This window comes from Pseudomonas sp. Sample_21 (assembly GCF_004307525.1).
Classification (GTDB): Bacteria; Pseudomonadota; Gammaproteobacteria; order Pseudomonadales; family Pseudomonadaceae; genus Aquipseudomonas; species Aquipseudomonas atacamensis.
The window spans coordinates 1-22,602 of sequence record NZ_RCNZ01000057.1; the positions used below are offsets into that span (position 1 = coordinate 1).

The 22,602-nt window shown below is 61.2% G+C and carries 15 protein-coding genes and 1 riboswitch; of the genes, 13 read left to right on the forward strand and 2 right to left on the reverse strand.

The genetic code is table 11. The annotated features are described in order from the left end of the window. Window positions 1–193: 193 nt before the first annotated feature. From D8U71_RS07845 to argR, 6 genes are all read left to right on the forward strand, one after another. A complete protein-coding gene (locus D8U71_RS07845) occupies window positions 194–967 on the forward strand; it encodes an ABC transporter substrate-binding protein (RefSeq protein WP_024014020.1) in 774 nt (257 codons plus the stop codon). A gap of 91 nt (window positions 968–1,058) precedes the next feature. After that, on the forward strand, window positions 1,059–1,748 hold the full coding sequence (locus D8U71_RS07850; protein ID WP_016773583.1) for an ABC transporter permease: 690 nt from the start codon (window positions 1,059–1,061) through the stop codon (window positions 1,746–1,748). After that, window positions 1,745–2,443 carry an ABC transporter permease gene (locus D8U71_RS07855; RefSeq protein ID WP_024014019.1) on the forward strand — a complete coding sequence of 233 codons (699 nt, stop codon included), beginning with the start codon at window positions 1,745–1,747 and terminating at the stop codon, window positions 2,441–2,443. Before D8U71_RS07850 ends, D8U71_RS07855 begins: the two co-directional genes overlap by 4 nt. Before the next feature lies 1 nt (window position 2,444). Then, on the forward strand, window positions 2,445–3,557 hold the full coding sequence (locus D8U71_RS07860; protein WP_130887542.1) for a succinylglutamate desuccinylase/aspartoacylase family protein: 1,113 nt from the start codon (window positions 2,445–2,447) through the stop codon (window positions 3,555–3,557). 27 nt (window positions 3,558–3,584) lie between these two features. Continuing rightward, window positions 3,585–4,349, forward strand: a complete 765-nt coding sequence (locus D8U71_RS07865) for an ATP-binding cassette domain-containing protein (protein WP_007912705.1) — start codon at window positions 3,585–3,587, stop codon at window positions 4,347–4,349. Window positions 4,350–4,599: 250 nt separating this feature from the next. Further along, window positions 4,600–5,580: a transcriptional regulator ArgR gene (gene argR, locus D8U71_RS07870; RefSeq protein ID WP_024014018.1), complete on the forward strand. Its 981-nt coding sequence runs from the start codon at window positions 4,600–4,602 to the stop codon at window positions 5,578–5,580. Window positions 5,581–5,593: 13 nt separating this feature from the next. Here the strand turns inward: argR and D8U71_RS07875 are convergent, their stop codons facing one another. Beyond that, window positions 5,594–13,357 (reverse strand): DUF6543 domain-containing protein, encoded by a 7,764-nt coding sequence (locus D8U71_RS07875; protein ID WP_130887543.1) that lies wholly within the window; start codon window positions 13,355–13,357, stop codon window positions 5,594–5,596. Between the two features lie 304 nt (window positions 13,358–13,661). Between D8U71_RS07875 and D8U71_RS07880 the strand changes: the two genes are divergently transcribed. The 7 genes from D8U71_RS07880 (at window position 13,662) to astE (ending at window position 21,568) form a co-directional block, all read left to right on the forward strand. Continuing rightward, the gene (locus D8U71_RS07880) at window positions 13,662–14,882 is read left to right on the forward strand and encodes an aspartate aminotransferase family protein (protein ID WP_016773586.1); all 1,221 of its coding nucleotides are present in this window, start codon (window positions 13,662–13,664) and stop codon (window positions 14,880–14,882) included. 246 nt (window positions 14,883–15,128) lie between these two features. Continuing rightward, complete coding sequence (gene aruF / locus D8U71_RS07885) at window positions 15,129–16,148, forward strand: arginine/ornithine succinyltransferase subunit alpha (protein ID WP_016773587.1); 1,020 nt, start codon at window positions 15,129–15,131, stop codon at window positions 16,146–16,148. 51 nt (window positions 16,149–16,199) lie between these two features. Then, window positions 16,200–17,225 (forward strand): arginine N-succinyltransferase, encoded by a 1,026-nt coding sequence (gene astA / locus D8U71_RS07890; RefSeq protein ID WP_024014014.1) that lies wholly within the window; start codon window positions 16,200–16,202, stop codon window positions 17,223–17,225. After that, entirely contained in the window at window positions 17,222–18,691 is a 1,470-nt protein-coding gene (gene astD / locus D8U71_RS07895) for a succinylglutamate-semialdehyde dehydrogenase (RefSeq protein ID WP_164558284.1), read from the forward strand. Before astA ends, astD begins: the two co-directional genes overlap by 4 nt. Window positions 18,692–18,854: 163 nt before the next feature. Next, a complete protein-coding gene (astB, locus tag D8U71_RS07900; protein ID WP_125926464.1) occupies window positions 18,855–20,201 on the forward strand; it encodes an N-succinylarginine dihydrolase in 1,347 nt (448 codons plus the stop codon). Window positions 20,202–20,257: 56 nt separating this feature from the next. Beyond that, window positions 20,258–20,548: a hypothetical protein gene (locus tag D8U71_RS07905; RefSeq protein WP_016773591.1), complete on the forward strand. Its 291-nt coding sequence runs from the start codon at window positions 20,258–20,260 to the stop codon at window positions 20,546–20,548. Window positions 20,549–20,560: 12 nt separating this feature from the next. Continuing rightward, a complete protein-coding gene (gene astE / locus D8U71_RS07910) occupies window positions 20,561–21,568 on the forward strand; it encodes a succinylglutamate desuccinylase (RefSeq protein ID WP_016773592.1) in 1,008 nt (335 codons plus the stop codon). A 161-nt stretch (window positions 21,569–21,729) separates the two neighbouring features. Here astE and D8U71_RS07915 read toward each other — a convergent pair whose 3' ends face one another. Beyond that, complete coding sequence (locus D8U71_RS07915) at window positions 21,730–22,239, reverse strand: 6,7-dimethyl-8-ribityllumazine synthase (RefSeq protein ID WP_024014011.1); 510 nt, start codon at window positions 22,237–22,239, stop codon at window positions 21,730–21,732. Window positions 22,240–22,342: 103 nt separating this feature from the next. Beyond that, window positions 22,343–22,514, reverse strand: a riboswitch (FMN riboswitch). Window positions 22,515–22,602: the final 88 nt, after the last annotated feature.

Genomic DNA, 22,602 nt, shown 5'->3' on the forward strand with positions numbered 1-22,602 from the left:
CGCATTGAAGAAATATCGGCTTCGGGCCTGTCGTTAGAATGCCGATCACTCGCTCATCGTGCCTGACGTTGAAATCGCCTGCGGTTTCAACGGGAAATTTCCGCCGATGCGCAACCGATTTCCGATTCACCCATTCGCATATTGGGCTGTCGCTCACTCTGCCGTTTTTGCCCTTTACCGATGGAGTCCCAAGATGAAGAAACTTGTGCTGCTTGGCGCCCTGGCACTGTCCGTGCTGTCGCTGAATGCCGTCGCTGACGAAAAACCTGTGAAGATCGGCATCGAAGCGGCTTACCCTCCATTCGCTTCGAAAGCACCGGACGGCAGCATCGTCGGTTTCGACTACGACATCGGCAACGCGCTGTGCGAAGAGATGAAGGTCAAGTGTGTGTGGGTCGAGCAAGAGTTCGACGGTCTGATCCCGGCTCTGAAAGTACGCAAGATCGACGCGATCCTGTCGTCGATGTCGATCACCGAAGATCGCAAGAAGTCGGTCGACTTCACCAACAAGTACTACAACACTCCGGCGCGTCTGGTCATGAAGGCCGGCACTCAGGTCAGCGAAGGTCTGGCTGAGCTGAAAGGCAAGAACATCGGCGTACAGCGTGGTTCGATCCACGAGCGTTTCGCCCGCGAAGTTCTGGCTCCATTGGGCGCCGAGATCAAGCCGTACGGCTCGCAGAACGAAATCTACCTCGACGTGGCTGCCGGTCGCCTCGACGGTACCGTGGCTGACGCCACCCTGCTGGACGATGGTTTCCTGAAAACCGACGCCGGCAAAGGCTTCGCGTTCGTTGGCCCGGCCTTCACCGACGTCAAATACTTCGGCGACGGCGTAGGTATCGCAGTGCGCAAGGGCGACGCCCTGAAAGACAAGATCAACACTGCCATCGCGGCCATCCGCGAAAACGGCAAATACAAAGCAATCCAGGACAAGTACTTCGCCTTCGACATCTACGGCAAGTAAGACGTCTCTGCGACAAGTCCGAAATGGCGCAAGCAACAGAATCTCTGCGGTTTGCGCCATTTTTTCATCCCAACTTTCGAGGACCTGAATCATGTTGAAAGGCTACGGGGCTGTCATCCTCGATGGCGCATGGCTGACGCTTCAGCTCGCCTTGTCGTCCATGGCTCTGGCCATCGTTCTCGGGCTGATCGGTGTCGCGTTGCGCCTGTCGCCGGTGCGCTGGCTGGCGTGGCTGGGCGACCTGTATTCGACGGTGATCCGCGGCATTCCCGATCTGGTGCTGATCCTGCTGATCTTCTACGGCGGTCAGGACTTGCTCAACCGCGTCGCGCCGATGCTCGGCTATGACGACTACATCGACCTGAACCCGCTGGCCGCCGGTATCGGCACCCTCGGTTTCATCTTCGGTGCGTACCTCTCGGAAACCTTCCGTGGCGCGTTCATGGCGATCCCCAAGGGCCAGGCCGAAGCGGGCATGGCGTACGGCATGAGCAGTTTTCAGGTGTTCTTCCGGGTGATGGTGCCGCAGATGATTCGTCTGGCGATTCCCGGCTTCACCAACAACTGGCTGGTACTGACCAAGGCCACCGCGCTGATTTCCGTGGTCGGTCTGCAAGACATGATGTTCAAGGCCAAGCAGGCGGCGGATGCCACGCGCGAGCCTTTCACCTTCTTCCTCGCAGTGGCGGCGATGTACCTGGTGATCACCAGTGTTTCGTTGCTGGCATTGCGTCACCTTGAGAAGCGCTACTCGGTAGGCGTAAGGGCGGCTGATCTATGATCTTCGACTACAACGTCATCTGGGAGGCACTGCCGCTGTACTTCAGCGGCCTGCTGACCACCCTCAAACTGCTCGCGCTGTCGCTGTTCTTCGGTTTGCTCGCGGCGTTGCCGCTGGGGCTGATGCGCGTCTCGAAAAACCCGTTCGTCAACGGCGCCGCGTGGCTTTACACCTACGTGATTCGCGGCACGCCGATGCTGGTGCAGCTGTTCCTGATCTACTACGGTCTGGCCCAGTTCGAAGCGGTACGCGAAAGCTTCCTGTGGCCGTGGCTGTCCAGCGCAACGTTCTGCGCCTGCCTGGCTTTTGCCGTGAACACCAGCGCCTACACCGCAGAAATCATTGCCGGCAGCCTGAAGGCCACGCCGAACGGTGAGATCGAAGCGGCCAAGGCCATGGGCATGTCGCGCTTCAAACTGTACAAGCGCATTCTGCTGCCGTCGGCCCTGCGCCGCGCGCTGCCGCAGTACAGCAATGAAGTGATCATGATGCTGCAGACTACCAGTCTGGCGTCGATCGTGACCCTGATCGACATCACTGGCGCGGCACGTACCGTCAACGCGCAGTTCTATCTGCCGTTCGAGGCGTACATCACCGCTGGCGTGTTCTACCTGTGCCTGACCTTCATTCTGGTCAAGCTGTTCAAACTGGCTGAGCGTCGCTGGTTGAGCTACCTCGCGCCACGGAAGCACTGATATGCAACGCATCGACCACGTATTGCCGTGGAGCCACTTGGGCAGCGAGCGCAAGGTTTCGGTTTTCCGTTTCGGCAGCGGCGAGCGCAAGGCCTACATCCAGGCCAGCCTGCACGCCGATGAACTGCCGGGCATGCGCACCGCCTGGGAGCTGAAAAAGCGCCTCGGCGAACTCGAAGCCCAAGGCTTGCTCAACGGCGTGATCGAGCTGGTGCCGGTGGCCAATCCGATCGGTCTAGGGCAATTGCTGCAAGGCAATTTCCAGGGCCGTTTCGAGGCGGGCAGCGGCAAGAATTTCAACCGTGATTTCGTCGAGCTCAGCGCGCCGGTCGCGGCGGCGCTGGGCGAAAAACTCGGTGATGATCCCCATGCCAACGTGCGCCTGATCCGCCAGGCAATGGCCGACCACCTGGCCGGCTTGCCTGAAGCGAGCAGCCAGTTGCAGGGCATGCAGCGTGTGCTGCTCAGCCACGCCTGCACCGCCGATGTGGTGCTGGATCTGCACTGCGATGCCGAAGCCGCGCTGCACATGTACGCGCTGCCGCAGCACTGGCCGCAGTGGCGTTCGCTGTCGGCACACCTGAACGTCAAGGTTGGTTTGCTCGCGGAAGATTCCGGCGGCAGCTCGTTCGATGAAGCCTGCTCGTTGCCGTGGCTGCGCCTGTCGCGGCAGTTTCCCGATGCGCAGATTCCGCTGGCGTGTCTGGCGACGACGATCGAGCTGGGCGGGCAGGCCGACACCGGCCGCGTCGAAGCCGAGGCTTATGCTGAAGGCATGCTGGCGTTCCTTGCCGAGCAAGGCCTGATCACCGGCGAGTGGCCGGACCCGGCCTTCGAACCGTGCGAAGGCATGCCCTTCGAAGGCACCGAATTGCTGTTTGCGCCGCACCCCGGTGTGGTGAGTTTTTCCCGCAAGCCCGGCGAATGGGTCGAGGCGGGCGACGAGATTTTTCAAGTGATCGACCCTGTGTCCGATCGGGTCAGCACGGTATGTGCTGGTACGTCCGGGGTGCTGTTTGCCATTGAACGGCTGCGCTATGCCCAACCCGGTTTCTGGCTGGCCAAGGTGGCGGGGCGCGAAGCGCTGCGTCACGGGCGCTTGCTCAACGACTGACTGACTGTTTTTGTGAGAACCGACCGCATGTACAAACTTGAAGTCCAAGACCTGCATAAACGCTATGGCAGTCACGAAGTGCTCAAGGGCGTGTCCCTGAAAGCCGCCGCCGGCGATGTGATCAGCATCATCGGCTCCAGTGGCTCCGGCAAAAGTACTTTCCTGCGCTGCATCAACCTGCTCGAGCAGCCGCACGCCGGCAAGATCCTGCTCAACAACGAAGAGCTGAAACTAGTGGCGAACAAGGACGGCGCGCTGAAAGCCGCTGATCCGAAGCAGCTGCAACGCATGCGTTCGCGCCTGTCGATGGTGTTCCAGCATTTCAATCTGTGGTCGCACATGACCGCGATTGAAAACATCATGGAAGCGCCGGTGCACGTGCTTGGCGTACCCAAGTACGAAGCGCGGGAAAAAGCCGAGTACTACCTGAACAAGGTTGGCGTGGCCCATCGCAAAGACGCGTTCCCGGGGCACATGTCCGGCGGCGAGCAGCAGCGCGTGGCGATCGCCCGGGCGCTGGCGATGGAACCGGAAGTGATGCTGTTCGACGAACCGACCTCGGCCCTCGACCCGGAACTGGTCGGCGACGTGCTGAAAGTCATGCAGGCGCTGGCGCAGGAAGGCCGCACCATGGTCGTGGTGACCCACGAAATGGGCTTCGCCCGTGAAGTGTCGAACCAGTTGGTGTTCCTGCACAAAGGCGTCGTCGAAGAAAGCGGCAACCCGCGCGAAGTGCTGGTCAACCCGCAGTCGGAACGCTTGCAGCAGTTCCTGTCGGGCAGCCTGAAATAAATCAGGGCTGCCGTTGTGCACCAGATTAGGTCATGCTTCGCGATCTTCTGGCTGGCTCAGATCCCCTGTGGGAGCGAGCCTGCTCGCGAAAGCGGTAGAACAGCCAGCAATTATGTTGACTGGTACACCGCCTTCGCGAGCAGGCTCGCTCCCACATTCTGATCTTCACCGGTTTCAGGATTTGTGTTCATTTCCGGGCTAGCATTGGCCCATGCCTTCATCACCGTTGTTCGTTTCGGATTGCCCGCCCATGACTGCCCATCGAATTGGTTTCCTGATTTGGCCCAGCACTAAAGCGTTGACGCTGGCGCTGGCGGAGGAGGCCTTGCGTGTTGCGCAGCGGGTGCACCCGGACGTGGTTTACGAACTGTCGTTCTTGCAGGCGGAGCCGCAGAGCGAAGGGGCCTGGCAATTGCCAGGCGAACCCTGGGCCGGCAAGCTCGAGAACTTCCAGAAACTGTTCCTGCTCGCCGACGAGCCGCCGACCACCCTGGCGCCGGCGCTGAGCAGTGCGCTCAAGCAACTGGTGCGTGCCGGTTGCGTGATCGGTGGTCTGTCCGCCGGTGTCTATCCGTTGGCCCAGCTCGGTTTGCTCGACGGTTATCGCGCCGCCGTGCACTGGCGCTGGCAGGACGATTTCGCTGAGCGCTTCCCGAAAGTCATCGCCACCAGCCATCTGTTCGACTGGGACCGCGACCGCCTGACCGCCTGCGGTGGCATGTCGGTGCTCGACCTGTTGCTCGCGGTGCTGGCCCGCGATCACGGTGCGGAACTGGCCGGTGCGGTGTCGGAAGAACTGGTGGTCGAGCGCATCCGCGAGGGCGGTGAGCGTCAGCGCATTCCGTTGCAGAATCGCCTCGGCTCCAGCCATCCGAAGCTCACCCAGGCGGTGTTGCTGATGGAAGCCAACATCGAAGAGCCGCTGACCACCGACGAAATCGCCCAGCATGTGTGCGTATCGCGCCGGCAGTTGGAGCGGATCTTCAAGCAATACCTCAACCGCGTGCCGAGCCAGTACTACCTGGAATTGCGCCTGAACAAGGCCCGGCAGATGTTGATGCAGACCAGCAAGTCGATCATCCAGATCGGCCTGTCGTGTGGCTTCTCCTCGGGGCCGCACTTCTCCAGCGCCTATCGCAATTTCTTCGGTGCCACGCCGCGGGAAGATCGCAACCAGCGACGCAGCAGCAGCCCGTTCGAATTGTCGTCAGTGCCGCCGGAGCGTGGCTGAGCGCGGGCCGAGTTCAATCGGTGTCGAAGCTGCTGGAAAAATCATGGAAGTCCTCAAACGACTGATACACGGTGTCGTTGCTCGCCTGTCGCTCCGCCAGGCGCAGTTGATACGCCGCCTCATAACGCTGCAGGCGCTGCTGGCTTTCTGCGGTCAGCAGGTTGTCGCCGAAGGCATATTCGGTCAACACCTCGCCGGGCTGTGAAGGAAACTCGCCCGGCAACTCGGTGATCGCGTTCCCGGACAAGTCCGCGTACCTCAATCGAGGCAGTTCGAACAGACCGTCGGGCACCTTGCTCAAGGCGCAATTGCCCAGACGCACATCGGTCATCTGCGGGAAATGACTCAGATCCGGAGCCATGTTGAGCGGATTGTCGCTCAGGTCCACGGATCTCAGGTTTCTCAGCGTTCTGAAGGCTTCTGCGTTCTGCGCAGTCAGCGTGATTTCACAGCCAGGCAGATACAGGCTGTGCAATCTGTCCATTCCGAAGATTCTGGGGGGAACCTCGCGCAACGGATATTTGCGGATGGTGATGCTTTTGAGTTTGGGAAAAAGCGCCAACAATTGATCGACCCTGGGCGGGGCGGACGCTCCGCTTGTCAGTCGCAACTCTTCGATATGGTCGAAGCTTGCGGCCAGCGCCGGCAGCTCGCCGGTGAACGAAATGTCGCAGGTAACTCTTGGGTCCATGATGAACGTGGGCGCCCGGCGCAGGTCGGTTTCCAGATCTCGCCTGAAATGTTGGCGATTGCGTGTTTCCCTGGCTGCCGCGTCGTTCGCCAGTGGCATCTGCGTGTCAGGATCGTTGGGGATCTCGTTTGCCCAGCTATCCAGGCGTTCGAGCAGGCTGGTGAGGCCGGTTTTGCGGCGCATCAGCTCAAGACGTCCATCGGCCAGCGTACCCGTCAGCTTGTAGACCAGATCGTTGGCATCGAAGCCGGACAGCGACGGGTAAAGGCTTTGCGCCAGATCGATGTCGTCCTGTTGGACCCAGACACCGAAATTGTCGGCTTTAGCCTGGAAAGCGGCTTTGACACGTTCTCTGGAAGCAACCGACAACGGGTTGGCACCCAGTTCCATGCCGCGACCGGAATAACGCGTCAGCTCGGTCGGCACTTCGATGATGTTGTTGTCGCTCAGCAATGCAACTTCCAGCTGCGGCAGCTGTTCCAGCCCGGCAGGAACGCTATCGATTCCGGTGCTGGTCAGATCGATGAACGTCAGGTTCTGCAGTGCCGACACATCGGGCGTGACCTGCAGCGGATTGCTATACAAGTCCAGAGATTTCAAGCGGGTCAGCGTGGACAAGACCGCTTGTCCGGCAGGATCCAGTGTGATCTGGCACTTGCTCAGCATCAACGTTTCCAGCGACGGCAGGCTTTGCAGCGCTTGCGGCATCTGGCCCAGGGAAAAATCCTGCAGTTCCAGGCCCTGCAATCCGCTGAAGCTGGTGAGAAAACCGTCGGAAACCTTCAGTGCCGGATTGCCCTGCAGACTGAGATGGGTGATGTGACTGAAGTCGGTGGCCAATTGCGGTAACTCACCGGTAAATGCCGCATTGGCATTGAAGGTATTGAACCGTAGTGCTGAATTGTCGGTGCGCCTGCCGCGCCACAGTTGTTCGAGGCTTTCGCTGAATTTTTGTCTCTCGGTCAGTTCTGCGGCTTTTTCCTGCGCAGTCCATGGCCGTTCTGTCGATGGATTGTTGACTGGCAGACGCTCACGCCATGCGTTGAGATCGCCAATCATGCGGGCGATTTCGCCCTCCCACCTGATCAGTTGCGCCGTGCCGGTCTGTAATGTCCCGGGCAGGCGATAAATCATGTTGATCGCAGCGTTTTCCCCAAGTCGCGGGAACAGTCTCTGCGCCATGGCAATGTCAGCCGATGGCGGCTTGATCCGGAAGTTGCGCCCGTGTGCTGCGTAGTAGAACTTGACGCGCTCGCGTGCATTTATCGACAGAGGGTTGTCGTTCAGATATATGCCGTCGGCCTTATCGGGCTTCAGGCTGAAGATAGCGTCCGGCAGCTCGGTAATCTGGTTGTTGGCAAGCGAGAGCTCTCGCAGCAGCGGATGCTCGGCGATGCCCTTCGGCACGCTGGTCAGATCGGTATGGCCAAGTAAAAAGTTGGTGACCTTGGGCAGGGTGGTCAGATCGGGCGCGTTTGACAGTGGGTTGTGGCTCAGATCGAGCAGCCGCAACTCGGGCAGGGTGCCGAGTAGTTGCTGCCCGGCAGGTGACAGTGTCAGCGCGCAGTCATTCAGTTTGAGCTCTTTGAGATACTGCAGGCGGCCGACGAATGAGGGTATGTCATAGAGCGTGAAGGCTTTCAATTTCAGCGTCTGAAGATTCGGGAACAAGGCAGCGAACGGCTCCAGTCCAGCGGTTGTCACGTTGCCGGTGAGCTTGAGGCTGGTCACGTGATCGAAGTTGACACTCAGGCGCGGCATTTCGCCGAGAAACTTCAGGTCTGCCGCAAACAATGCGCTGCGCTTGCCGCTTCCCATCGATCTTTCGCTCCAGAAATCCTCCAGCAATAGCTTGAAGTCCGAGCGTGCGGATCGTTGCGCCAGATGCTCGCTTACGCTCAAAGCCTGGCCTGTGACCGGGTGCGCGGACGGAACTGCCGAGGCCCAGCGGGTCAGGTCATCGCGCATCTGTTGCTGCTCCGCTTTCCAGCGAAGGAGCTGTTTGCGGCTTTCGCCCAGATTGCCGGGCAAGTCGTAGATCATCTCGCTGGCCTCCTGCTTGTTCAAACCGGGAAATAGCTGCCGGGCGAGGCTGACATCCGGCTCGGGCGCCAGGACGTCAAAGTCGTTTCGATGGATGCGGAAGTAGTTTTTGATCTGATCGCGCGTTGCTGCCGATAGCGGATTGTCGGCAAGGTCAATGCCGTCACTGCGCTCGGCGGGGAGGTCGAACAGCGCCTCCGGCAATTGCGTGATGCGGTTGCCCGAGAGGGCTGCGATTCGTAACCCCGGATGGCTGCTCAGCCCTTCGGGAACGTCGGTCAACCCGCAGTTGGACAGGTCGAGATGGAACAACTCCGGCAACAGGTTCAGGTCGGGGAACGTTCCCAGTGGATTGTTGCTCAGGTCCAGCGTGTCCAGGGCGGTGAGTGACAGCAGCGCAGCCTGGTTTTCCGGGGTCATGACCACGCCACAATTCTTCAGCTCCAGATCGGTCAGCCGAGGCAGTTTTGCTTCGCCAAGCGCCAGCGGTTCCAGTTCGAAGCCGCTCATTTTCAGCTTGGCAAGGTTGGGCAAGCACTCCACGAAGCGCAGGGCGGCGGTGATATTGGCGTTGCCAACGAGGTTCAACCGGGTAACGCGCTCCAGACCGGTGCTGAGTATCGGCATATCGCCACTGAAGGCCGCCGTTGCCCTGAGTTCTTCAAGGCGCGGGTACGTGGGCGGGCTGCGCCAGAATTGTTCGATCTGTTGCGCAAAGTCTCGCCTGGCATCCAGTTCGCGGGTCTGCGTCTCGAGCGGCAGACGTTCTCCCGATTCGGCGGCAGTCACGGCGGCCTGGTTGATCCATTGGCTGAGTTCGAGATTCAGAACGCCGAGCTCATTTTCCCAGCGTGACAACTGTGCACCGCACTCGGCCAATGGCCCGGGCAATCGGTACAAAACCCGTGTCGCGCCTTCGGTGTCAAGGGAAGGGAACAAGGCAATGGTGCGCTGCAGATCCTCCTGCACAGGCCGGACCCCGAAGTGCTTGCCGGTGTGCTCGTAAAACACTTTGACCCGTTCGCGAGAGGCCGCGGTCAACGGGTTGTCTGCAAAGGTGTAACCGTCGCTGAGGGAGCTGGCCAGGTTGAAGAATTTTTCCGGTATCCGCGTGATGCGGTTGCGATCGAATTGCGCCGAGATCAATCGCGGATGATCCAGCAGATCGTCGGGCACCGTATGAATGCCGGTGTCGGACAGATTGACGTAGCGTAACGAAGGCATCGCGTGCAGGTCCGGCGGCAAGCCCAGTGCATTGCCTTGCAGATCCAGCAGGGTAAGTTGTGGCAAGGAAGCCAGCACCGACTCTGTGACCGTTGTCAGGCTCACTCGGCAATCGCGTAAACGCAGTTCGCGCAGCGAGGGCATTGAAGTCAGTGCTTGCGGCAGGCTGGGCAGATTGAGGTTGCGCGCATCAATATTCTGCAATTGACTGAAGGACTGCAGAAAGCTGTCGACAGATGTGGTCATCGGGCTGCCATCAATGGCGAGCGAGGTGATATGGCTGAAGTCCGCTGACAACACTGGCAAGTCGCCCATCACCGCAGGTGTAAGGCGCAAGGCGTATCCGGCGGCGAAGCCCTGTTGACTGATACCCGTGACGTGCTCCCGCCTCCAGGCTTTGAGCAATTGCTCCCTGAGCAGCCTGCGATTCTGGAGTTCGGCGCGCTTCTCCAGCGGCGTCAGCGCCGTGCCGGTTTCCGGGTGTACGGCGGGCGGATTGTTGGCCCAGACATGCAGCTCGTTCTGCAATTGCAAGTAGTCATTTTGCAAGCGAAGCATCTCTGCGCGCGGGCCTGCGGGACTCCTGCGCATACTATCGGCGAGAAAGCGCATCTCATGATTCGACATGCGTGGATAGAGCACGCGGATGTCTTCTTCAAGGGTGTGTGGCTGGTACGCGGGACGCGGCGGACGCGGAGCATGGGCGTAACCGTCGGTACCGAGCAGGCGCAGGGTATCGACAGCCGGCGCTCGGGACGGCGTATCGGCAATCATTTCACGCCACTCGTGGCGCTCGAGCGTACGTTCACGAATGGCCGCCTTCAGCGCCTGACTCTGACCGATGCGCAGGTCCAGGCTCTGGCGCTCGCTGTCGGGCAATGCGTACAACAGGCTGGAATAGAAATCAGTGAATGAGTGCAACTGCTGCCCACGATCGTCATAAGGTTGATATTGGCCATCGTCGCGGCGCACCAGCACCTTGTGTGCAGGCGCATCGTCACGGCCGATGGTGTCCAGTAATGCGCCCTCGTAGCGCCCGTCACGGATCTCGATGCGCACATCGCCACTCCAGCCCGGCAGCAGTTTGAGGCTGTGCAGCGCCAGAGAGTCAGAGTCGGGGTTGCTCACCGAGGCCAGCTCAAGGCCTTCATACGCGCGGGTGACGCGCACCTCGTCACTGGCCATCTGCATGAGCGTCTGTTGGCGCGCCGGCAATTGTCCTTCGCTGATCTGCAACAGTTCGCTGCCGGTCGCGGTATCGAGCAGTTCGCGGGTAATGCTGGCCGGCAATTGCGGAGGGTGGGTCTTGAGTCGTGCCGCCAGCGGGTCGTCGAGGTGCTGAAGGGCTTGATAGCGCGACTCGAACAGCGCGCTTGTGTTGCGTCTGGCGAGGTCCGCCACTTGCTTGCGCAGGTTCTGGCTGCGGATCTCAATGGACGGCGTCGGTCCGGCGAAGGGCTCGTCCAGCAAGGCTTTGATCTGCGTCTCGTCGAGGGTTTGGAGCAGGGTTTTGAGCACGTCGCCACCGATCAGTTCGCCCTGGCGCAGTTCGGTCACGGGCAGGGTTGTGTCGGCGGACGATTGCCACAGTTGCTGGCCTTGGCGATCGAGCAGACGCAGGCATTTGTCGCCTGGCCAGCGGCCGTATTCGCTGAGCACCTGCAGCTGCGTGACCGGATCGGCGCGCAAAAAAACTTCGGCGTCATCGCTGTCGAGCTGGTCGATGAAGCGTTGCAACTGCTGATCAAGCTTGAAGCGCTGGATGCTGTCGGCCAGCAGCGGCGGGACCTTTTCCTGCTCGACATGCATTTTGCGCAACGCGTCTTCGCTGGTTCCGCTGATCTGCAGGACGGTTTCGCGCTCGCTCGCGGACAAGCTCTCGACCGCAGGGCCGATACGGCGCAGCGCGGTTGCGCCATCCCACTCCAGCGGTTGCTCGAGTTCAGTGTGCCAGGCACCTTCGCCGTTGTGGCGCAGCACCGGCTGGTATGCGTCGGGGCGACTCGGATGTTCGATGCGGTACTGCCCTGGCACCTGACTTTCCCTGACTGCAAAGTGCGCGTCCTCCAGGGGCAGCAGGCGCTTGTCTTCATGGGTATGCAGACCCAGCGCATCGGGTTGCGAATCGGCAGTCGGGCGCTGCGGATGTTTGTAGCGTTCGAGATCCGGTTGCCAATAGCGGGTGTCACCATTGGCCAGTTGTACCGGTTTGAAGCGGTCGATGAACGCCACGATTTCCTTGGGCAATACCTTGCGAAACTCGGCCGCGCCAATCGCACCGCCGACGGCGAACATGCCCAACTGGATCATCGATTCCACGGTGCCCATCAGGTGTTCGACCGCTTCGGTCGTGCGCCCCTGCGCCCACTCGACAATGCCTTCGAATACTTCATCGAGCATCTGATAGGCCATGTACGCCATCATCGCTTCACCGAGCACCGGCACGAAGGGCGCGACGATCATCGCGGCGGTCTGGGCGATGGAAGAGAGGATGTTGACCAGCGAATCCCAGAATGCCCAGCGCGCCCTTTGATCAACCAGGGCAGTCGGTACGGCAATGGTTCGGGCGTCATTGAAAATCTTGTTCAGCTTTGCCTGGTACAGGTGTTGCCAGACATCGTCGTAAAACGGCGTCAGCGCAGTCTGCAGATCGGGCCGCTCCACCGGGGCTTCGCGCCACGCCGGCAGCGGGTCGCCGGGTCCGTGCGGATGCCAGCGGATTTCACTCAGCCGGCTGTTGAGAGTGCTGAAGAAGAAACCGCGCTGGTCGTGGTTGACGAAGCGGCTGAAGAATTGCTGATAGTCCCTGGAGCGCAACTGGCGCGTCAGTTCCACAACCATTTCCAATGGCGAGGCGTACTCCTTGAACGGATGTTCGGGGTCATCCGGGACGTAGGCGACGACGCGCGCTGCATTGCGTGTCATGTACAGGTCCGGGGCGAATACCACGATGCCGGTGAGCGGTGCGCAAAGCATCGTCATGTCATGACACAGCAGCGGGGCGCCATGCACATGCAGGCCTTTCATGCCGTCGAGCATGGCCTCGATCATGCGCACCGCGTTTTCCGAGACATCGCGGTTCATCCGCGCCCATTGCAGGGCCGACTTCATCGCGGCCTTCTGGCTGGCGTCGATCTTGCCGCGCAAGATCGACGCGACCATCGGATCGGAATAGCCCAGATTGTCTTCCAGACTGGCTTTGTATTTCGCGCCGATATCCAGTCGACGGCACAGTTCTGTGAATGCGGGAATGCTCAGTCTGGCCTTGATGTCGGGCAGGGTTTCAAACTGTCCTGTAGCCGAAGGTGCGCTAGTGAATGTCGACTCGGCTTCGAAGGCGTTGTCTTCGGTTTCCCTGTCTTCGAAGTTATGCAGCGCAGCCTCGAGCAGTGACACGGACCAGGCGCGGGCGCCGGTGCGGATCGGAAACCACGGGGTGGTGGCGGGAATGTACAGGCGCACGTAGGTGTTTCTGACATCCAGTTCCAGATCGAAGCAGCTTTTCAGCTCGGCCTTGAGCAGGGGCTCGGCGAAGGCCGCAGCGTCCTGCAAGTGCTCCAGGCTTTTATCGACCCGGCTCTGGGCGCTGATATGCGCCGCCCCAAGGCTTTTCATCAGCGCGTGCTGTTCGGCTGGCGCGTTCTTGAGCGCGGCCGGCTGTTGCGGGAGGCTGCTTTTCAGTGCTTCTCGCCGAGTGGCTGAGGTGTCGCCCAGCCAGGCGGGAATCGCGTTTTTCAGTGGTTGATAATGCTCGTCCGCATGGTGCGCGTCAGTTGCGTCATCCGGGCTTGCCGATGGGGGTGCTTCAGACAAATGCATGGCCATTCCTTGGCGTTGGGAAGAACCCTCAGCAAATCAGCAGCAAGCGCCCCCCGTGCGGTAGATATTTATGTCTCTGCCGTGGGGGCTGACTTGGTATCCTGCGCGGCCTGCCGCAAATCGGCCGCGCCCGGTAAACTGCGCCTTTGCGACGCTATATGTCGCATTGCCGTAAACCCGGGAAAATCCGGGGTTTGCGCTATAAGAAGTTGTCGCTTGGCGACAAGGCCGGGCACCCAACTGTCCTTACAATCCCCTCATCGCTCGCCAGTTCCAGGCGGGTGTTCCTCTTCAGGAGACTCCGATGTCCGTTGAGCACGCTGCGGTACAACGCGCCGATTTCGACCAGGTAATGGTTCCCAACTACGCGCCTGCCGCTTTCATTCCGGTGCGTGGCGCCGGTTCCCGGGTCTGGGATCAGGCCGGCCGCGAGCTGATCGACTTCGCCGGCGGGATTGCCGTTAACGTCCTGGGCCACGCGCATCCGGCGCTGGTCGGTGCCTTGACCGAACAGGCGAACAAGCTGTGGCACGTGTCCAACGTGTTCACCAACGAACCAGCCCTGCGCCTGGCGCACAAGCTGATCGACGCCACGTTCGCCGAGCGCGTGTTCTTCTGCAACTCGGGCGCTGAAGCCAACGAGGCCGCGTTCAAGCTGGCCCGTCGCGTTGCGTTCGACCGTTTCGGCACTGAGAAGTACGAAATCATCGCCGCGCTGAACAGCTTCCACGGCCGTACCCTGTTCACCGTCAACGTCGGTGGCCAGTCGAAGTACTCCGACGGATTCGGCCCGAAAATCACTGGCATCACCCACGTTCCCTACAACGATCTGGCCGCACTGAAAGCCGCGGTGTCCGAGAAGACCTGCGCGGTCGTGCTTGAGCCGATCCAGGGCGAGGGCGGCGTACTGCCGGCCGAGCTGGCTTACCTGCAAGGTGCCCGCGAACTGTGCGACGCGAACAACGCGCTGCTGGTGTTCGACGAAGTGCAGACCGGCATGGGCCGCAGCGGCAAGCTGTTCGCCTACCAGCATTACGGCGTGACCCCCGACATCCTTACCAGCGCCAAGAGCCTGGGCGGTGGTTTCCCGATCGCGGCGATGATGACCACCGAAGCGCTGGCCAAACATCTGGTCGTCGGCACCCACGGCACCACTTACGGCGGCAACCCGCTGGCCTGCGCCGTCGCCGAAGCGGTGATCGACGTGGTCAACACCCCTGAAGTGTTGAACGGCGTGAACGCCAAGCACGACAAGTTCAAGACCCGCCTGCAACAGATCGGCGAGAAATACGGCCTGTTCACTCAGGTGCGTGGTCTCGGTCTGCTGATCGGCTGCGTGCTCAGCGAAGCGTGGAAAGGCAAGGCCAAGGACATCTTCAACGCCGCTGAGCAGGAAGGCCTGATGATTCTCCAGGCTGGCCCGGACGTGATCCGTTTCGCCCCGAGCCTGGTGGTGGAAGACGCCGATATCGACGCCGGTCTCGACCGCTTCGAACGTGCTGCGGCGAAGTTGACGCAAGCCTGATGGACCTTTCGGCGCCTGGAGTTTTTCCGGCGCCGAACCAATTTTTGATACCGGGCACATTCACCTGTTGGATTGAACCTGTGGTGAGGGGATTTATCCCCGATGGGCTGCGCAGCGGCCCCAGATTTTTGGGGGTGCTTCGCCCCCCAGCGGGGATAAATCCCCTCGCCACAAGTCCCATTCCTGCATCGATCTTTATGTGGGCCCGGTTTTTTCTGTGAATATTGAAGAGAAAGGAGTGACACCATGCTGGTGATGCGCCCCGCGCAAATGGCTGATCTGGGCGAGGTACAGCGTCTGGCTGCGGACAGCCCGATTGGTGTCACTTCTTTGCCGGATGACGTGGAACGTCTGAGCGACAAGATTGCCGCGAGCGAAGCTTCGTTTGCCGCCGAAGTGAGCTTCAACGGTGAAGAGAGCTACTTCTTCGTTCTTGAAGATTCCACTACCGGCAAACTGGTCGGCTGCTCGGCCATCGTCGCGTCCGCCGGCTACTCGGAGCCGTTCTACAGCTTCCGTAACGAGACCTTCGTCCACGCCTCCCGCGAGCTGAAGATCCACAACAAGATCCACGTGCTCTCGCAGTGCCACGACCTGACCGGCAACAGCCTGCTGACCAGTTTCTACGTGCAGCGCGAGCTGGTCGGTTCGCCGTGGGCCGAGCTCAACTCTCGCGGCCGTCTGCTGTTCGTCGCCAGCCACCCGGAGCGTTTTGCCGATTCGGTGGTGACCGAGATCGTCGGTTACAGCGACGAGAATGGCGACTCGCCGTTCTGGGATGCGATCGGGCGTAATTTCTTCGACCTCAACTACGCCGAGGCCGAGCGTCTGTGCGGGCTGAAAAGCCGCACCTTCCTTGCCGAGCTGATGCCGCATTACCCGATCTACGTGCCGCTGCTGCCGGATTCCGCCCAAGAGGCGATGGGCCAGGTGCACCCGCGTGCGCAGATCACTTTCGACATCCTGATGCGCGAAGGCTTCGAGACTGATCACTACATCGACATCTTCGACGGCGGCCCGACACTGCATGCACGCGTGTCGGGGATCCGTTCGATCGCCCAGAGCCGCGTGGTGCCGGTGAAGATCGGCGAGCCGGTCAAAGGCGCCGGACGCCAGTACCTGGTGGCTAACGCACAGTTGCAGGATTACCGCGCGGTGTTGCTGGAGCTGGATTACGCGCCGGGCAAACCGGTGACGCTGGATATGGAAGCAGCCGAAGCCCTGGGCGTCGGTGAAGGTGCCAGCGTGCGCCTGGTGGCGGTTTAACGCCTTAGCGAGTTTCACGGGTGGCGCGAGCGGCCCGTTTGAGGAGATAGCATGATTGTTCGTCCCGTACGCAGCAGCGATTTATCCGCGCTGATCGACCTGGCCCGCAGCACCGGCACCGGCCTGACTACCTTGCCGGCCAACGAAGAGCGCCTGACCCACCGGGTCGGCTGGGCCGAGAAGACCTTTCGCGGCGAAGCCGGGCGTGGCGATGCCGACTATCTGTTCGTGCTCGAAGACGATGACGGCCGCGTGGTGGGGATTTCCGCCATCGCCGGTGCGGTCGGCCTGCGTGAGCCCTGGTACAACTTCCGCGTCGGTCTGACGGTCAGCGCGTCGCAAGAGCTGAACATCTACCGCGAAATCCCGACGCTGTTTCTGGCCAACGACCTGACCGGCAATTCCGAGCTGTGCTCGCTGTTCCTGCACGCCGATTACCGCAACGGTCTCAACGGCCGGATGCTGTCCAAGGCGCGCATGCTGTTCATCGCTGAGTTCCCGGAGCTGTTCGGTAACAAGATCATCGCCGAAATGCGTGGCGTGTCCGATGACGCCGGGCGCTCGCCGTTCTGGGAAAGCCTCGGCCGCCATTTCTTCAAGATGGAATTCAGCCAGGCCGATTACCTGACCGGCGTCGGCAACAAGGCGTTCATCGCCGAACTGATGCCGAAATTCCCGCTGTACACCTGCTTCCTCTCGCCGGACGCGCGCAACGTCATCGGCCAGGTGCACCCGGACACCGAACCGGCGTTGGCCATGCTCAAGAGCGAAGGCTTCAGCTATCAGGGTTACGTCGACATCTTCGACGCCGGCCCGGCCATCGAATGCGAAACCAGCAAGATCCGCGCGGTGCGTGACAGCGAAGCGCTGGTGCTGGCCGTCGGCACGCCGGGCGATGACGCCACGCCGTTCATCATCCACAACCGCAAGCGCGAGGATTGCCGCATCACGGCTGCCCCAGCGCGTCTGGCTGCGGGCACCCTGGTGGTCGATCCGCAGACCGCGAAACGTCTTCAACTCAGCGCCGGCGATCAGGTTCGCGCCGTGGCGCTGTCCGCTGCACGGGAGTCGAAATGATGAATTCGCTATACATCGCAGGTGAGTGGCTGGCCGGTCAGGGCGAAGCCTTTCAATCTTTGAACCCGGTGACCCAGCAAGTGCTGTGGGCGGGCGAGGGCGCCACTGCCGCGCAGGTCGAATCGGCGGTTCAGGCTGCTCGTCAGGCATTTCCTCAGTGGGCACGTCGCACCCTCGAGGAGCGCATCAGCGTCCTCGAAGCTTTTGCTGCTGCGTTGAAAAACCACGCTGACGAACTGGCTCGCACCATCGGCGAGGAAACCGGCAAACCGCTGTGGGAAGCTGCGACCGAAGTCACCAGCATGGTCAACAAGATCGCCATTTCGGTGCAGAGCTACCGCGAGCGCACCGGCGAGAAGAGCGGCCCATTGGGCGACGCCACCGCCGTATTGCGCCACAAGCCCCACGGCGTGGTCGCGGTGTTCGGCCCTTACAACTTCCCCGGTCACCTGCCTAACGGTCATATCGTCCCGGCGCTGCTGGCCGGTAACAGCGTGCTGTTCAAGCCCAGCGAACTGACGCCGAAAGTCGCCGAGCTGACGGTCAAGTGCTGGATCGAAGCCGGTCTGCCGGCAGGCGTGTTGAACCTGCTGCAAGGCGCGCGGGAAACCGGTATCGCTCTGGCGGCGAATCCGGGTATCGACGGTCTGTTCTTCACCGGTTCGAGCCGCACCGGCAATCACCTGCATCAGCAATTCGCCGGGCGTCCGGACAAGATTCTGGCGCTGGAGATGGGCGGCAACAACCCGCTGGTGGTCGATCAGGTCGCTGATCTGGACGCGGCGGTGTACACCATCATTCAGTCGGCGTTCATTTCCGCTGGCCAGCGCTGCACTTGCGCTCGGCGTTTGCTGGTGCCGCAAGGTGCGTGGGGCGACAGCCTGCTCAAGCGTCTGGTGGAAGTCAGTTCGACCATTGAAGTCGGTGCCTTCGATCAGCAACCGGCGCCGTTCATGGGCTCGGTGATTTCCCTCGGCGCGGCGAAAGCGCTGATGGATGCGCAGGAACAACTGCTGGCCAACGGCGCGGTGGCGCTGCTGGAAATGACTCAGCCGCAAGCGCAATCGGCCTTGCTGACCCCGGGCATCGTCGATGTGACGGCCGTGGCCGAGCGTCCGGACGAAGAACTGTTCGGGCCGTTGCTGCAAGTGATCCGCTATGCCGATTTCGGCGCCGCGATCACTGAAGCCAACAACACCGCTTATGGGCTGGCCGCCGGTTTGCTCTCCGATTCCGAAGCGCGTTACCAGCAGTTCTGGCTGGAAAGCCGCGCCGGCATCGTCAACTGGAACAAACAGCTGACCGGCGCCGCGAGCAGCGCGCCGTTCGGCGGTGTCGGCGCCTCGGGCAACCACCGCGCCAGCGCCTACTACGCAGCGGATTACTGCGCATACCCGGTGGCGTCGCTGGAAACCCCGAGCCTGGTGTTGCCTGCCTCGCTGACACCCGGCGTGAAAATGGCGTAGCGCCCATTCGCGAGCAGGCTCGCTCCCACAGGTTCAGTGGTGTTCACACATTTTGTGTCCAACCTAAATCCTGTGGGAGCGAGCCTGCTCGCGAAGGCCGCGCCTCGGTCTTAAAGAATAGTTACTGAAGCCTATAACAACAGATTCTCGTGGAGCCTCGCTGATGAAATCCTATGAAGTCAATTTTGACGGTCTAGTGGGGCCGACCCATAACTACGGTGGTCTGTCCTACGGCAACGTCGCCTCGCAGAGCAACAGTCAGCAATCCTCGAATCCGAAGGAAGCGGCGCTGCAAGGTCTGGCGAAGATGAAAGCGCTGATGGACATGGGCTTTCAGCAAGGCGTGCTGGCTCCGCAGGAGCGTCCCGACGTGGCCGCGCTGCGTCGTCTGGGCTTCAGCGGCACTGACGCGCAGGTGATCGAGCGCGCCGCCAAAGAAGCGATGCCGCTGCTGGTCGCCAGTTGCTCGGCGTCGAGCATGTGGGTGGCCAACGCCGCCACGGTCAGCCCGAGTGCCGACACCGCTGACGGCCGCGTGCACTTCACCGCCGCCAACCTCAATTGCAAATATCACCGCAGCATCGAACACCCGACCACCAGCCGCGTGCTCGGCGCGATGTTCGCCAATCAACAGCACTTCGCCCATCACGCCGCTTTGCCGGCAGTGGCGCAGTTCGGCGACGAAGGCGCGGCCAACCACACGCGTTTCTGCCGTGAGTACGGCGAAGCGGGCGTCGAGTTTTTCGTGTTCGGCCGCAGTGCGTTCGACAACCGTTTCCCGGCGCCGCAGAAATACCCTGCACGCCAGACCCTCGAAGCCTCGCAAGCCGTGGCGCGTCTGCACGGTCTGCGCGACGAAGGCGTGGTCTACGCGCAGCAGAACCCCAACGTTATCGATCAGGGCGTGTTCCACAACGACGTGATCGCCGTGGGCAACGGTGAAGTGCTGTTCTATCACGAGGATGCCTTCCTCGAGACCGACAAGATGCTTGCCGAGCTGCAAGGCAAACTGGCCATGGTCGGCGGCAACTTCCAGTCCGTTTGCGTGCCGCGTTCGGCGGTCACCGTGGATGACGCGGTGCGTTCCTACCTGTTCAACAGCCAGTTGCTCTCGCGTCCTGACGGTTCGATGCTGTTGATCGTGCCGCAGGAATGCCAGGCCAACGAACGCGTCTGGGCTTATCTGCAAAGCCTGACCAGCTCCGGCGGGCTGATCCGCGAAGTGAAGGTCTTCGATCTCAAGCAGAGCATGCAGAACGGCGGTGGCCCGGCGTGCCTGCGTCTGCGCGTGGCGCTGAATGAAACCGAACTGGCGGCAGTCAACCCAGGCGTTATCATGACGGCCCCGTTGTACGGTTCGTTGACCGCATGGGTTGAAAAGCACTACCGCGACCGCCTGAGCGAAACCGACCTGGCGGACCCGCAGTTGCTGCTTGAATGCCGGACGGCACTGGATGAACTGACGCAAATCCTTAAACTGGGCGCGGTTTATCCTTTCCAGATCAATTGATCGCCAGCGCGCTGCCTGAACGTGGCGCGCGGCGTGTCACCCAAGAGAGTAAAAACATGAGCGATTCCCTGCAGCTGATCCTTGAAGACACCGACGGCACGCAATTGCAAACCTCGTGCACCCGCGTCGCGGTGATGTGGCAAGGCAAAGAGCTGTGGATCCAGCAGGACGGCCGTGGCCAGCTGCTGATCGGCGTCGACGTCGAGGAAGGTGACGAAGAGTACGCCAACCTGCTGCTGCGCCCATTGGCGACTAATCTGGTAAGTCTGCAACTGGAAATGGAACCGGCTGACCTCGGCGCTGACGAGGATCACGTACACGGCCCGGATTGCAACCACGACCACTAAGGAAACCGCTCTATGCTCGCCCTCGGCAAACTGCTTGAACTGACCCTCGCCGGCCGCGAACCGGCGGAGAAGACTCAACTGACTGTCGAAGGCGTGCGCATGCGCTGGTTGAGCGAAGGGGCGCTGGAAGTGCGGCCCCCGGAAGCGCGCGACAATGGCCTGGACCTGCTGCTGTCGGCAGGCATCCATGGCAACGAAACGGCACCGATCGAGTTGCTTGATCGGCTGCTGCACGACATCGCACGCGGCGATCTCAAGCCGCGCGCACGCATTCTGTTCCTGTTCGGCAACCCGGAAGCGATTCGCAAGGGCGAGCGTTTCGTCGAGCAGGACGTTAATCGGCTGTTCAACGGTCGCCACGAACAAAGCAGCGGCTCGGAAGCGCTGCGCGCCTGTGAGCTGGAACGGCTGGCGGCGAGTTTCTTCAGCAAGCCCGAGCGCCAGCGTCTGCACTACGACCTGCACACCGCGATTCGTGGGTCGAAGATCGAACAGTTCGCCTTGTACCCGTGGAAGGAAGGGCGCCAGCATTCCCGTCGCGAACTGGCGCGCCTGCGCGCCGCCGGCATGGAAGCAGTACTGTTGCAGAACAAGCCATCCATCGTCTTCAGTTCGTACACCTACGACAAACTCGACGCCGAGGCTTTCACCCTGGAACTGGGCAAGGCGCGGCCGTTCGGGCAGAACGATGGCGTCAACGTCTCACTGCTGGAAACCCGTCTGAAACAGATCATCGAAGGCACTGAGCCGGAGACGGAAGAAGGGCTGGACGGTTTGCAGCTGTTCAGCGTGGCGCGGGAAATCATCAAGCACAGCGATGCGTTCCGCCTGAACCTGCCGGCGGACATCGAGAACTTTTCCGAGCTGGAACCGGGTTATGTGCTGGCCGAAGACCTGGCCAATACCCGCTGGGTGATCGAAGAGCAGGGCGCACGGATCATTTTCCCCAACCCCAAGGTCAAGAACGGCCTGCGCGCCGGCATCCTGATCGTCCCGAGCACCGACGAAAACCTCGCCTGACGCAATCTGGCGGCTGGAGCAAATCCCTGTGGGAGCGAGCCTGCTCGCGAATGCTGACTGCCAGCCAAAAATGATGGTGGCTGACACACCGCATTCGCGAGCAGGCTCGCTCCCACATTTGAATCCGGGTGGGGCTTGAGTCCCCACCCGGCCTGGTGCAGTCAGACCGCTACAGCACGCGGCTCGGTTCGACGCAACGCGCGAATCTTCTGCAACGTATCGGCGCAAGTCCGCGCTGCTTCCTGACCCTTGTGCACAAAGTGCTCGAAGAAGAACTTCTGATGCTCTTCGCCCGAATGGAAGTGATGCGGGGTCAGCGACACCGAGAACACCGGCACTTCGGTTTCCAACTGCACCTGCATCAGGCCGCTGACCACCGATTGCGCAACGAACTCGTGACGGTAAATGCCGCCGTCCACCACCAGGGCGGCGGCGACGATGCCGGCGTAACGGCCGGACTTGGCCAGCAGCTTGGCGTGCAGCGGCATTTCAAAGGCGCCGCCGACTTCAAAGAAATCGATGTCCGCTTCCTGATAACCCTGCACCAGCATTTCAGCGACGAAGCCTTTGCGGCTCTGGTCGACGATTTCCTTGTGCCAGCAGGCCTGGATGAACGCGACGCGCTCGCCCTGTGGGTGTTTGCTTTTGCTGTCGATAGCGGTGGGTTGCATGTTCTGACTCCTGTTTGTGTGAAAAACAGGGCGTTATGAATCGAAAGGGATGCAAGGGTGCGAACGCAGGCACGGATGCACGCGGACGGCCCTTTGGCGTCGATCCCGTTCTCTCTTCATCCGGACTATGACCGTCGGCCCCGGAATCACACCGGGTCTGCTGACCTTGCCGACGCACCCGACTCAAGTCGTGTGCAGCGCCAAGCGCTCGCGGGCTATGCGCATTGCGCGCAATTACCGCCGGTGGGGAATTGCACCCCGCCCTGAGAACGTTTGTGCCGCCCAATCTCGGGCAGCGCGCAGTTTGTAACACATATTTTTCGGTCCTGCACAGAACCTGTGGGAGCGAGCTTGCTCGCGAAA